The following is a 13,344-nucleotide window of genomic DNA, read 5'->3' as shown; positions in this document are numbered from 1 at the left end:
AGTCCAAAGTCTATGTTATTAAATAAAAATGAATATATTATATTTCCCTATAGGGTTGAAAACGGTCAACTACATCGATTTACTGAGGTTGAATTTTGTAATCAATTTCCTAATGTTATGGCCCACTTGAAAAAGTTTTATAATAAGCTCATTAAAAGAAATTCTAGTAATGGAGTAAAGTGGTTTGAATATGGAAGAACACAAGCTATCAAACATCAAAATCAGCCTAAGTTATTAATATCAACTCTTGTTACAAATAAAGTCAGTGTATATAAATTGTCTTCCGAAACGGTACCATATTCTGGTATATATATAACTGCAAAAGCTGATGTAGATTTGAAGTTAGCTGAGCAAATTTTAACTAGTCCTACTTTCATGGATTATGTAAAAAAAGTGGGAACAATAACAACACCACATTCTATAAGGATTACTGCTCGAGATATTAATAATTTTCCTTTAGATAATATATTAAAGGATTTATCTTATTAACAGGAGGGGATTTTATTGTTAGATATTGAAGTGAAGGCTAAGTCCAAGGAGATTTATACTGATTCTTATACAATGTCTATTGGTGAACTTGCAAATATGTATAGTGAAGAGGAGTTAGAACTTCAACCTGAATATCAACGTTTTTTCAGATGGAGTAATACTCAGAAAACTGCCTTTATTGAATCAATTTTACTTGGGATACCTATTCCACCAATATTCGTATTTCAAAAAGAAGATGGTGTATGGGCTGTGATAGATGGCCTACAGAGGTTATCTACTATCTTTCAGTTTATGGGCATATTAAAAATAGAAAATGATGGGGAATATCACATAGAGAATTTAGAATTGCAAGCTACAAGGTTCCTTCCGTCTTTGAAAAATAAAAAATGGAAAGATGGATCCCAAGAAGAAATATCTATGAATTTGAAATTGTTTTTTAAGCGAGCTAGGATGGATGTTAAAATCATTCAATATACTAGTGATGTGGATGCACAATATGAACTATTTCAAAGGCTTAATACTGGCGGAGCTACATTGTCACATCAAGAAATCAGAAACAGCTTGATGATTATGGAGAGCCGAGGCTTTTTTGAATGGTTTGAAAATTTATGTAAAAACTCTAATTTTCAAAACTGTTTACCTTTGAGTCAAAAGCAAAAGAGTGAGAAAGAAGATATGGAGTATCTCTTAAGATTTTTAATATACCGTTTTTTAGATGTGGAAGACATTAAAGGTAACGAAGATATTGCTCCATTTTTGACTGAAAAAATGCATCACCTAATAAAAAGTGACATAGACTTTGCGGCAGAACAATTGATTTTTGAACAAGTTTTTAGTTTGTTAGACCGTATTTTAGGTGAGGATAGCTTTAAAAAGTATGATGAATCTAAAGGAATCTTTGTAAGAGCAGTATCATTAGCCCACTATGAAGCGATAGTCCCGGGATTAGCGGAATCAGTGTCTAAAATACCTTACAAAGAAGATGATGAGGAAAGAAATGGCAATCTCTTAAATCGGATTAAGCAGTTATCTGTGGACACTCAATTTTTAGAGAAAAAAAATCAACATCGGCCGATCTTAAGAACCAAGGAACTAATTTCTTATAGTAAGGTGTACTTTGATGGACAGTGAAAAATTGCAACAAAGCTTAGATAAAAATGCGAGTTTGAGAAAAAAAGAGATTAGTAATTTGACTTTGCAAATTCAAAGGGTTGATGGTGAAATTCAAAATACTCTTTTAAGAGCAGCTATTGTTTTGCTTTACGCGCATTTCGAAGGTTTTTCTAAAGAGGCGATTAAAGTTTTTATCAAATTTTTAAATAGTAAACAACTTCCTGTAAATTCAATGAAGCAACATCTAAAAACACTTCATTATACTAAGCAGATTGTTTTAATACAGAAGGCAAAAAGAAAAAAGGTGTTTAATCAATTGATTGAGCGCGTCTTAATAAACGATGATGAAGTTTTCAGAGTGAATGAAGAAGCTGAAAATATAGTTGTGACGGAAGGCAATTTAAAATTTGAAGTTTTAGAGGATCTGTTGTTTCTCTTAGGTTTAGAAGCGGAAGAATTTTATTTTATTTCGGATGACGATCGCTCTGGAATTCACACGAAAAGAGAGTTCATTGATAGGGAAGTAATAGGACTTAGGAACTCGATAGCACATGGAGAACCTAGACAAGTTAAACTTGAGCAGTTTGAAGAAGTTAAGAAGTTTGTAATAGATTTTATTGATTCGTTGAAGGAACATATTTTAATGGCTAGTCTTGAGGAAAATTATATGCATGTTGAAAGTAGTGTATGATTACAAACGTTTATAAAATTTGATTAAGGACTAAAAATCTTGAATTTTACTAGCACTTTTCTGAAGAGAAAGGTGCTTTTTACTGCTTGCCGATATCTTTGCCAACAAGCAAAATAGTAGGTGAAGTAAGCGGTTGCATCGTATGGTTAGATAAAGATAAGCGATGAAAGAAGGTCTGACATGAACGTATATATTGCCTGTCCATGCGGGTTCGTCACGAGCGCGATGGCGGCGAAGCTGTTTGCTGAAGCGTGTTCGGGAAAATTGTCGTGTGTGATTCAACACGGCACGTATCGAGACATCCCGGAAGACGTGGATTGGATTATCTATCAAGCCGGGACGGAGACGGTCGATCATCCGACCGCGCACGTTCGCTCGGTCAGACACATGTTATCGCTCACGGAATATCGACAACTCGTCGAGGAATGGGTGAATGCATATGAAACATGAGTGGAGCGCCCGAGAGCGCTCGATTTTACTACATCTATTGGCAACGGAGACCTCGACACCGCTCGCGGAAATCGCGCAAGCGGTCAATTTGTCTGAGCGGACGATTCAACGGGAGCGTCAACTGCTCGAAGGCATCCTGCGCGAGTTCGAATTGGAACTCGCTTGGCAGCGCGGGCACGGCCTCAGTCTCATCGGTCGTTCCGATGCGAAGCAACAGTTGCGCGAAGACTTGATTTTGTCGGCCGAGGCGATTCCAACGGCGGAGGACCGCATCTTCGAGCTCGCTTGGCGGCTCCTGTTTGAAAAAGATACGCTCAAGCTGCAGGCGGTCGCGAAACAGATGCACGTGTCACCGAGCACGCTCACACAAGACCTTGAGAAACTCGATCGTTGGTTCGACGAGTATCACCTTGAAGTCGAGCGGAAGAAAGGGGTCGGCGCGCGGGTGCTCGGCCTCGAAGCCGAGAAGCGGAAGCTGATGATCAATGCGCTGCTCGCTCATTGGGACACGCTCGCGTTCTATCGCTTTGTCCGCGGGGAGGATGATTACATCCCGACCTTTTTGAAGACCGTCCCGTGTGACGTCATGCTCGAGGCGCTTCGTGACGGTTATGACTATTTGAAGGAACATCCGTATGAGCGGATGGACGACCGGACGATTATGCGGGTGACGTTCGCCTATGGCGTGCAACAAGCCCGTCTGGACGCTGGGTTCTTCCTCGAGATGTATACGAAAGGACGCTCGGACGATTACTTGAAAGTCGCGTTTGATATGGAGACGGCCCTCGGGACGCCGTTCTCGATGGCGGAGCGGGTCTGGTTCGCTGAAGAAGCGAACCGGCTCCGGTCGTTGAAGGAACAGATGAAAGAAGATGAGGAAGAGCGTTGGGTCATGCAAATCCGTGTCCATAAGCTCATCCATCACGTTTCACTGATCCGCGGATTCGCCTTCACGGACGACGCCGCGCTCGAGAAAGGGCTCCTCGCCCATATCTTGTCGAGTATGAACACCCAAGCGCTCCCTGATACGGACACGGTTCGTCCGCACATCGACCGTGACTATCCGCATTTACGTTCGGCCATTCAACAAGCGGCCGATATCGTCTTCGGGACAAACACGTTCACGGAAGAAGAGACGGTGTTTTGGGCGATGCATTTCGCCGCCGCGCTCGTCAAACCGGTCCGGCGTCGGGAATATCGAGCCCTTGTCGTCTGTTCGGCGGGTCTAGGCTCTTCGAAGATGCTCGTCAACCGGGTCAAACAAGAGTTTCCAGAGATGCAGGACGTCGTCAACTCGTCGTTGTTCGGTCTCGAACAGCATCGACTCGACGACTATGACGTCATTTTGTCGACCGTGCCGTTGCCGCCGTTATCGGTGCCGACACTCATCGTCAACCCGCTGTTGACGAACGAAGAAGTGCAGCGCGTCCGCCACTTGCTGTTATCGCTCCCACAGTCGTTCCAGACGAAAGAGAAGAGCCACTCGACGATGCTCGACTTCAATGAACTCGGTGCTCTCGTCGAGACGTTCGAACGGATGGACCGGCAGTTCGATCTCGTCACGCTCGATAATAGCGACCGACTGGAAGACATTTTGCTCGATATTGGGACGCATCTAGAAGAACGTGGACTCGTCCAAAGCGGTATCCAGTTATCTGCCCAACTGCTCCGGCGTCACGAAGTGGCCGGGCTCGGGATTCCGGGCACGAAACTGGCCTTGTTCCATGGACGTCACGCCTCGATCGAACGGGCGAGCGTGTTCGCTTTCGACTTGAATCAATCGATCCCGCTCCTCATGATGGACCAATCGACCGAGCCGGTATCCCGTCTGCTCGTCTTGCTCGCACCGGAAGAGGCAGAGGACGTCGAACTCCAGTTCCTCAGTGCCGTCAGTGGATCATTGATTGAGAGCGAACAACATATGAACTCATACAGTAACGGTTCAAAGAAAGAACTGCGTCTCTTGCTTCATGAATGTATGAAGAAAATGATTCAAGACACGCTGCACGAGAAATGACCCGGCGTGGTCATTTTTTTATTTGGCAGAGAATGTTGCCAAAGTATGAACTGGATTGAATTGAGAAAGCGCTTACGCTGAGACTACAATACAGGTGTAGAGCACAAACCGGTTAGCTACACGACAACAATCTACCTTTCACAATTAACGACTGGAGGTTTTATACATGGCGAATGCGCAAGCAAGCTCGGGCGGTGTCCGGGTCAAAGTACAACGGTTCGGGAGTTTCCTGAGCGGGATGGTCATGCCGAACATCGGTGCCTTCATCGCCTGGGGGATTATCACCGCCCTCTTCATTCCAACGGGCTGGTGGCCGAATGAAAAATTAGCAGAACTCGTCGGTCCGACGATCACGTATCTCTTACCGCTCTTAATCGGGTTCACCGGTGGTAAGTTGATTCACGACGTACGAGGTGGAGTCGTCGGGGTACTCGCCACGATGGGTGTCATCGTCGGGACAGACATTCCGATGTTCCTCGGTGCGATGATCATGGGTCCACTCGGTGGATATGTCATTAAACAGTTTGACCGTCTCATCGAAGGTAAAGTCAAAGCTGGATTTGAAATGCTCGTCAACAATTTCTCGGTCGGTATCATCGGTGGTCTTCTCATGATTGGTGGCTTCGAAGTGTTCGGGCCAATCATGAGCGGCCTCGATAAAGTCATGGCGGCCGGTGTCGACTGGATCGTCGGCGCGAAATTGTTACCAATCGCAAGTCTATTCATCGAACCGGCGAAAATCTTGTTCTTGAACAACGCAATCAACCACGGGATTTTGAGCCCGCTCGGTGTCGACCAAGTGGCAGACGCCGGGAAGTCAGTCTTGTTCTTACTTGAAGCAAACCCAGGACCAGGTCTTGGCTTACTGCTCGCGTACATGGTGTTCGCCAAAGGCGCGGCTAAACGTACAGCACCAGGAGCTGCCATCATTCACTTCCTCGGTGGGATTCACGAGATTTACTTCCCATACGTCTTGATGAAACCGATCTTAATCCTTGCGATGATCGCAGGGGGGGCAACTGGGGTCTTCACATTCGTCTTGTTCGATGTCGGTCTCGTCGCACCAGCGTCACCAGGTAGTATCTTCGCAATCCTCGCAATGGCTTCACGCGGTTCGTACCTCGGGCTCGTCACAGGGATTCTCTTGTCGGCAGCGGTCACGTTCGCTGTGGCAAGTGTCATCTTGAAATCGAGCGCGGCAGAAGAAGTGTCACTCGAAGAAGCGACACAAAACGTCAGCGCGATGAAAGGCAAGCAGTCGTATGCGTCGGCTCTCGTCCACGACCGTCTCGATAAAGTCGATCACATCATCTTCGCTTGCGACGCCGGGATGGGTTCAAGTGCCATGGGCGCCTCGGTACTTCGCAACAAAGTGAACAAAGCGAATTTGCCAATCAAAGTCACGAACACATCGATTAGCCAATTGCCGAAAGATGCTCAATTCATCATTACCCATGAGGATTTGACGGACCGGGCCGAGGCACAAGTGCCGGATGCGATTCACCGTTCGGTCACGAACTTCTTGAACGCCGACTATTACGATCAATTGATTGAAGAAATTAAAGCAGAACGCAGTAAAATCTCATAACAGAAGCAGACAGAGACAAGGGTTTAGGTATAGGAGGAACTAAAATGCCATTCATTCAGACAGAGATGATTCGACTCAACCAATCGTTCAACACGTCGGCCGAAGCGATCGATGCGGCCGGTCAAGTGTTAGAAGCAGCCGGCTGCGTGTCGCCGGCTTACGTCCAAGCGATGCACGAACGTCAAGCGCTCTCAAGCGTGTATATCGGGAACCACGTCGCGATTCCGCATGGGACCGAGGAAGCGAAATCCGCTGTTCAAAAGACGGGAATTTCCATCCTCCAAGTGCCGGCCGGCGTCGATTTCGGTGGCCAGACGGCGAAACTTGTCATCGGGATTGCCGGTGTGGATGACGAACATTTGGAACTCCTGTCCCAAATCGCGGTCATCTGTTCCGATGAGGATAACGTCGAGCGTCTTGTACAGGCGAAGACGAAAGAAGAGATTTTGTCGTTATTCATGGAAGAGGTGGCGTAATGAGAGCTGTACATTTTGGGGCAGGGAATATCGGACGCGGCTTTATCGGGTTGTTGCTCAATCAAAGCGGCTACGACGTGACATTCGTCGACATCAACGACACGGTCATCCAGGCGTTAGAAGACAAGCGATTTTATGAGGTCGGATTTGCCGAAGAAGGCGTCGACAACGTCGTCGTCGACCGGGTCCGTGGCGTCAACAGCTTGACGGATCCGGAGCGCGTCATCGCCCTCATTGCGGAGGCGGATCTCGTCACGACCGCGGTCGGACCGACGCTTCTCCCGAAAGTCGCGCCACTCATCAGCGAAGGACTTCGCGACCGTGAGACGGATGCCCCGGTCTATGTGATCGCTTGCGAGAACATGATTGGCGGTAGCGCGTCGCTCCACCAAGCCATCGATACATCAGGCGGTGTTGGGACAGCGAACGTCTCGTTCCCGAATGCGGCCGTCGACCGGATCGTCCCGTTGCAACAACACGCAGACCCGCTATTCGTTGAGGTCGAGACATTCTACGAGTGGGTCATCGAGACGAAAGGATTGGCCGAGCCGCCCCCGCTTCAAGGTGTGACGTGGGTCGACGAGATTGGGCCATACATCGAACGGAAGCTGTTCACGGTCAACACGGGTCACGCCATCGCATCGTACATCGGTTCCTTGTTCGGGAAAGCGACGATCGACGAGGCGCTCAAAGACCGCCGTGTCCGTCAAGTCGTGCAAGGCGCGTTGTATGAGACTGGTTGGCTCCTCCTCGAGAAGTACGGGTTCGAGGCGAAAGAACACAGCCAATACATTCAAAAGATCATCAAACGATTCGAGAATCCGAAGTTGAAAGATGAAGTCTCACGTGTCGCCCGCTCACCGATCCGTAAGCTCGGACCGAGTGACCGGCTCGTCAAACCGGCCCGTGAACTCATCGACAACGGCATCGAACCGAATGAACTGGCCTACGGGATCGCGGCTGCCTTGACCTATTACAACCCTGAGGATTCAGAATCTTCTGAACTTTATGTGTCCATCGAAGAAGATGGCATCGTCTCGACGGTGGAAAAATATCTTCAATTGCATGAGGATGATACGCTGACGAAGCTGATCCTTGAACAATACCACTTGATTCGCGAACAAGAAAAAGCGCAAGTCTCGTAAAACGATTCTCCCGTGCCTGAGCGGCATGGGAGATTTTTGGCATATAAAAAGACTGCAGCGCAGGGCCGCAGTCTCCTCAAGCCCGGGTCTTCCCGAACTCAATATAAGTCGTAACCGACTTGATGTGCTTCACGACGTCTTGCTCGCGAAGCGGGCGACTGAAGTAAAAGCCTTGCACGTAATCGCATTGTTCGTTCAATAACCATTCGAGTTGATCCGACGTCTCGACGCCCTCCATGAGCACTTTCATGTTCAGGTTATGGCCGAGCTGAATCATCGAGCGGACGATGGCTTCCTGGTTCCGGTCCGTGAACAAGTTGACGATGAACGAACGGTCAATCTTCAATACTTGGACCGGGAGCTCCCGCAATTGACGGAAGGACGAGTAACCGGTCCCGAAATCGTCGAGCGAAATCAAGATGCCGAACTGATGAAGCTGAGTGAGCTTCTCTCGCGTCGACGCCTCGTATGACAGCATCGACGACTCCGTTACCTCGAGCTCAAGGAACATCGGGTCCATCCCGGTCTCATCGAGAATCGCCTGAAGCGAATCGACAAAGTCTTCACGCGCGAATTGGAGCGGTGAGACGTTGACCGAAAGAATAAATGGTTTCACGCCTGATTTTTTCCAACGCACCCAGGCAAGACATGACTCACGCATGACCCACGCCCCAATCGGATGAATCAATCCAGTATTCTCAGCGATTGGAATAAAATCATCGGGCCCGACGTAACCGAGCGTAGGATGGTTCCAACGAAGCAATGCCTCGACACCTTCGAGTCGATTATGTGTGAGGGAGACTTTCGGTTGATAGACGAGCGAAAACTCATTGCGGTCAAGCGCTTGGGCTAACGCCTTCTCAATCTCGACCGTGCGCAAAATCTGTTGTTTCGATTCATCCTCGAACTCTTTGATTTGATTCTTACCGGTCCGTTTCGACTCGTGGACGGCTAGACGGGCGTATTGTACGAGCTCTTCGGCCGATTTTGTATCTTTCGGATAATGGCTGATCCCAGCACTCATCGTCAATTCGACGGTCGTCCCGTCGACATCGAACGGTTGCGAAATGGCTTTAATACATTTCTCGGCCTTCTGTTTGGCGAGTGTGCTCCGCTTATCAAATAGCAAGATAATGAATTCAGAGGAGCCGACACGCGTCAAAATGTCGTCCGGGTGAATCGTCACTTGCAAACGTTCGGCCAGTTGAGTCGTCAATTCATCTGAACCATGATGGCCGAGCATGTCGTTTAAGAAACGCCAACGGTCAATATCAATATATAGACAAGCGACCGGGTCCTCGATTTGAATGTGTTCGGCAAGAATTCGTTCGAGCTTGTGCCGATTTGGCAAATTTGTGAGCGTATCATGATACGCCATATGCTCGACGAGCCGTTGTGAGGCAATCGTCTCCGAGATGTCACGAAGGAACCAAAGCATCTGGTCCATCGTCTCTCCGTGGAGCGGATAACTCGTCACTTCAATTGTTCGGTCATCAATATCGATTCGTCTTGGTTCGTAAAACGGCTGATTGATCGTGAGCGACGGATGATAATCTTGGAAGAAGGCGTCATCCTCGACTTCGTCGAATAAGCGATAGAACGCCGTATTCGCGTACTGAATCATCCCATCTTTCGTCGTTGTGACGACGGCATCTGTCGTTGATTCTAGAATAGTCGCTTGAATAAATTCACGTCTACGAAGATGACGATCAAGCGTGAGTGACAAGAAGAAAATGACGAACAAGATGACCGTGATTGCTGTCACGAGCCAAGCGAGCAATGAAGGTTCAATCGCATTGGCAAAAGGCCCTTCAGCTTCAACGAAGGTGAATGACGCGGCCATCATGCCGACAAAATGCATGCCGAAAATGGCGACGCCCATCAATAGCGAGAAGAACACTTTCAATTCGAGATCAATCTTTTGTTTAGCGTACTTAGAAAAGAACCCGATCCAGAGGGCGACGAGCGATGCAACGATGGCAATCACGATAGATAGCGTCGCAAGCAAAGGACTGTACGAAATGACAACACCCTGAATGGCTTCCATCCCGACGTAATGCATGCTGGCGATGCTAATACCCATTAAAACTCCCGCACCAATTAGGGCAGGGCGGGTGGTACGACGCGAAACGATTAAGAATCCGAGTATACACCCAGCCATAGCGATGACGACAGACAGTAAGACGAGCGTGACCGAATACGTGACCGGTCGCAACGCTTCATGTGCGAGCATGGCGATAAAGTGCATCGACCAAATCCCGAGACCGAGCGTCGACCCTCCAGCCAAGATCCACACGTTTTGAACGGAGCGGTTCGCTGAATTGACGCGTCGCGCCAATTCAATGGCCGCATATGCGGAAACGGCGGCGATAATGTAAGACAGAATCACAAGAAAAATATTATGACTCATCGAGTGTTCGACTACTGGTTCCATGTGTACCTCGCTAATGAATATATTTTTATAATAATTTTAATTATACCCCGCATTTCAAAAGCTCACCTATCATTTTGCTTCACTTGTTGAAAATATTTTTCGTATGAAAAGAAAAGGCGTTCAGAAAGCGGGTAAACTACGGATAGGAGGGGAGACCATTGATTCCAACCAGAAAAGAAATCATTTTGTTTCTCTTCATCGCGTTCGGTTTCTCGTGGCTAACGTGGTGGGGGTTGTATAGATGGACCGAATTGCCGATTCAGGCAATTGTCGTAATCGGTGCGTTCGGTCCAAGTTTGGCAGGTAGTTACATGGCACTCCGGGAAAACGGGTGGTCAGGCGTCAAGACGTTGTGGAAACGAGGGTTTGAATGGCGAATGTCTGCGAAATATTACGCATTTGGCCTTTTGTTGCTGCCGCTTCTTTTCCTAATTGCCCACTGGTGGTCTGATGCGGATCGGGCCCCGTTGTTCGAACGACCGTGGCTCCTGTTTCCGACTTTCCTTTATCTATTATTTTTAGGTGGGACGATTCAAGAAGAGTACGGTTGGCGCGGATATTTGCTCGACGCGTTCCAACTGAAAGTCACACCCGTCAAGGCAAGCTTATTCGTCGGTGTCATCTGGGCTGTCTGGCATACCCCGCTCTTTTTCATAGAAGGAACGGGGCAGGCGGTGATCCCATTTTGGGCGTACGGCACGGCGATTCTCGCATTCACATTTATCATCTCGTGGCTTTATAACGTGACAACGATGAATTTGTGGGCCGTGTTTCTGTTGCACACGATGTTCAATGTCTCGTTCACGCTCATTCCGTTAATTGAACCTGGCGCGTTCCCGATTGGATTTCTTCACTTGACGCTGTTGCTCATCACGACCGCGATCATTCTCGTATGGCAAACGCATGGGCACCTTGGATACGATCATCTCGAGCAGCTCGAAGCGGTCGAAGGGTCACATCAAGCGAACGTTTCATCGGATCGTGACGCACGTAAGGACTAGCACATCTAATTCAGGAGTAGAGGGAAGTGAAAAAATTGAACTTTCGCCCGCTTGAACGAGAAGACATCAAATCACTCCAGCGGCTATTCATGGAGAGCCTAAGTGATTTGATTCGACGAGAACGGTTTGAAGACGCTGACTTGTTAGATGAAGAAGTGGAACGGCTGAACACGACGGTTCAAGACAGTTTCGAAGATGAGGCCGTTCAAATTTTTGTAGTCACAGAAGACGGCGTCATCGTGGGCACAGCAGCGATTTTGCCTCCAAACGACATTATCACCGCCCATGTCGACGTCGAGCCGAATATACCCGAAGTGGGATGTTTGTATGTGGCGCCTGCATCTCAGCGTCAAGGAGTCGGTCACTTCCTAATTGAGAACGTCAGACGACAAATGCTTGTGAACGGACAGACGGCGTTTTACTTGGATGCCGGCTTCCCGACAGCTCAAGCCTATTGGGAGAAACGACTCGGGCCGCCGGCGCTGACGATTGAGCACTATTGGGGGCCAGGGGCGCATCATAAGATTTGGCGTTGTTCCACTAGTGAAAAAGAGACCTGACCGCGATGTGGTCAGGTCTCTTGCTTATTTATAACTTCTCATAAATTGGTGAATCCCAGAAGCAGTAGCTTCCGCCATTCGTTGCCGGTAAGTGGTGCTCGTCAAATGCGAGCGGTCGTTCGCATTGCTGATGAACCCGTATTCGACGAGTGTCGAAGGGACGCTGTTTTTTCCGACAACGTAAACGTTTTGATATTTCACACCTCGGTTGCGAATCGTCGGGACGCGGGCCCCGAGTTCACGGTTGATGGCTGCGCCTAGACTCCGGCTAGCCGAGATGTATGGGTTCGTCGTATAACTTTCACCGGTCGGCACGAGTACTTCATGACCGTGGTAAGACGTGTTTGTCGATGAATTGGTGTGAAGGCTGACAAAAGCGCTGCCTTTATACGACTTTGTCAATTCGACGCGTTGAGCCAGTGTTAAATACGTATCGCTCGTGCGCGTCATCCGTGCGTGATAGCCATATGTATTTGAGAGCGTACTCGCGAGTCGGACGGCTATATCGAATGCAATCACCTTTTCGTAAGATGAGCCGTAGACAGCTCCAGGGTCGTTCCCGCCGTGTCCGGCATCAATCACAATCGTCCGTCCCGTGCCCGTAGACGTTGTCGGCGTCGTCGTTGTAGCTGGCTTCACATACTTAGAAGCGACGTAACCGGTTTTCCCACCGTAACTGACTTTGTACCAAGAACCATGGGTGCCAAGATAAGTGACAGCCTTGCCGCGTGGAATGGTGACGAGAACTGTAGCGGACGTTGAAGCGCTTCGGCGTAGGTTTAGGTTAACGGTAGTGGCGTAAGTTCTGGTTGAGCTTGTTGTTGTAGTTGGGGTGGTTGAGGTTTTGACATATTTGGAAGAGACATAGCCAGTTCTTCCCCCGTAACTGATTTTATACCAAGAGCCGTAGGTGCCGAGATAAGTGACAGCCTTGCCATTAGGGATGGTCAAGAGAACTGCGGCGGATGTGGATGCGCTTTTACGTAAGTTCAAGTTGACAGTCGTTGTGTACTTCTTTGAAGAAGCAGTCTTGACTGTGCTTGCTGTCGAGACTTTTACGTACTTAGAAGACACATATCCGGTTCTCCCGCTGAAACTGACCTTATACCAAGAGCCATAGGTGCCGAGATAAGTGACAGCCTTGCCACTAGGGATAGTCACGAGAATAGCGGCGGATGTGGATGCGCTTTTACGTAAGTTTAGGTTAGCAGTGGTTGTATATGCTGAAGCGGCTTCGACACGGCTTGTTTCGAGACCGGTTGGCGTCAGGTCGAACGGGGCGATGGTCATCCCGCCAATGACAAGGGAAGAGCTAAGCAACAGTTTTAAGTTCCAAGATGGTTTCATTCGGTTCAATCGAGATCCGCTCCTTTATTCATT

At 48.3% G+C, this 13,344-nt stretch carries 12 protein-coding genes and 1 pseudogene; 10 read left to right on the top strand and 3 right to left on the bottom strand.

Translation table 11 applies throughout. The annotated features are described in order from the left end of the window. The 8 genes from DPV68_RS13660 to DPV68_RS13625 form a co-directional block, all read left to right on the top strand. Nucleotides 1-489, top strand: a 489-nt coding sequence (locus tag DPV68_RS13660; RefSeq protein ID WP_198662326.1) for a hypothetical protein, incomplete at its 5' end; no start/stop codon positions are given. Between the two features lie 15 nt (nucleotides 490-504). Continuing rightward, nucleotides 505-1,620: a DUF262 domain-containing protein gene (locus DPV68_RS13655; RefSeq protein ID WP_114167334.1), complete on the top strand. Its 1,116-nt coding sequence runs from the start codon at nucleotides 505-507 to the stop codon at nucleotides 1,618-1,620. Then, nucleotides 1,610-2,293 (top strand): MAE_28990/MAE_18760 family HEPN-like nuclease, encoded by a 684-nt coding sequence (locus tag DPV68_RS13650; RefSeq protein ID WP_114167333.1) that lies wholly within the window; start codon nucleotides 1,610-1,612, stop codon nucleotides 2,291-2,293. The genes DPV68_RS13655 and DPV68_RS13650 overlap by 11 nt, the downstream gene beginning before the upstream one ends. Before the next feature lie 180 nt (nucleotides 2,294-2,473). Further along, complete coding sequence (locus DPV68_RS13645) at nucleotides 2,474-2,743, top strand: PTS sugar transporter subunit IIB (RefSeq protein ID WP_021065180.1); 270 nt, start codon at nucleotides 2,474-2,476, stop codon at nucleotides 2,741-2,743. Then, on the top strand, nucleotides 2,733-4,760 hold the full coding sequence (locus DPV68_RS13640) for a BglG family transcription antiterminator (RefSeq protein WP_198662325.1): 2,028 nt from the start codon (nucleotides 2,733-2,735) through the stop codon (nucleotides 4,758-4,760). Before DPV68_RS13645 ends, DPV68_RS13640 begins: the two co-directional genes overlap by 11 nt. A gap of 166 nt (nucleotides 4,761-4,926) precedes the next feature. Continuing rightward, complete coding sequence (locus tag DPV68_RS13635; RefSeq protein WP_114167331.1) at nucleotides 4,927-6,348, top strand: PTS mannitol transporter subunit IIBC; 1,422 nt, start codon at nucleotides 4,927-4,929, stop codon at nucleotides 6,346-6,348. A 44-nt stretch (nucleotides 6,349-6,392) separates the two neighbouring features. After that, entirely contained in the window at nucleotides 6,393-6,824 is a 432-nt protein-coding gene (locus DPV68_RS13630) for a PTS mannitol transporter subunit IIA (RefSeq protein ID WP_114167330.1), read from the top strand. Further along, the gene (locus DPV68_RS13625; RefSeq protein ID WP_114167329.1) at nucleotides 6,824-7,969 is read left to right on the top strand and encodes a mannitol-1-phosphate 5-dehydrogenase; all 1,146 of its coding nucleotides are present in this window, start codon (nucleotides 6,824-6,826) and stop codon (nucleotides 7,967-7,969) included. The genes DPV68_RS13630 and DPV68_RS13625 overlap by 1 nt, the downstream gene beginning before the upstream one ends. A 76-nt stretch (nucleotides 7,970-8,045) precedes the next feature. Here the strand turns inward: DPV68_RS13625 and DPV68_RS13620 are convergent, their stop codons facing one another. Beyond that, nucleotides 8,046-10,379 (bottom strand): bifunctional diguanylate cyclase/phosphodiesterase, encoded by a 2,334-nt coding sequence (locus DPV68_RS13620; protein ID WP_232819656.1) that lies wholly within the window; start codon nucleotides 10,377-10,379, stop codon nucleotides 8,046-8,048. Between the two features lie 182 nt (nucleotides 10,380-10,561). Here DPV68_RS13620 and DPV68_RS13615 point away from each other — a divergent pair, with 182 nt between their 5' ends. Both DPV68_RS13615 and DPV68_RS13610 read left to right on the top strand, forming a co-directional pair. After that, nucleotides 10,562-11,404, top strand: a complete 843-nt coding sequence (locus DPV68_RS13615) for a CPBP family intramembrane glutamic endopeptidase (protein WP_114167328.1) — start codon at nucleotides 10,562-10,564, stop codon at nucleotides 11,402-11,404. A 26-nt stretch (nucleotides 11,405-11,430) separates the two neighbouring features. Then, nucleotides 11,431-11,964 (top strand): GNAT family N-acetyltransferase, encoded by a 534-nt coding sequence (locus tag DPV68_RS13610; RefSeq protein WP_232819655.1) that lies wholly within the window; start codon nucleotides 11,431-11,433, stop codon nucleotides 11,962-11,964. A gap of 24 nt (nucleotides 11,965-11,988) precedes the next feature. Here the strand turns inward: DPV68_RS13610 and DPV68_RS15110 are convergent, their stop codons facing one another. Both DPV68_RS15110 and DPV68_RS15105 read right to left on the bottom strand, forming a co-directional pair. After that, nucleotides 11,989-12,603 (bottom strand): N-acetylmuramoyl-L-alanine amidase family protein, encoded by a 615-nt coding sequence (locus tag DPV68_RS15110; protein ID WP_232819657.1) that lies wholly within the window; start codon nucleotides 12,601-12,603, stop codon nucleotides 11,989-11,991. 6 nt (nucleotides 12,604-12,609) lie between these two features. Beyond that, nucleotides 12,610-13,254, bottom strand: a pseudogene (locus DPV68_RS15105) (SH3 domain-containing protein); the annotation flags it as partial. Between the last annotated feature and the right edge of the window lie 90 nt (nucleotides 13,255-13,344).

It is taken from the genome of Exiguobacterium sp. TNDT2 (genome assembly GCF_003331145.1).
GTDB lineage: Bacteria > Bacillota > Bacilli > Exiguobacteriales > Exiguobacteriaceae > Exiguobacterium.
Note: the sequence above shows the minus strand (reverse complement) of the source record. Positions and strands in the feature narration are given on the sequence as shown.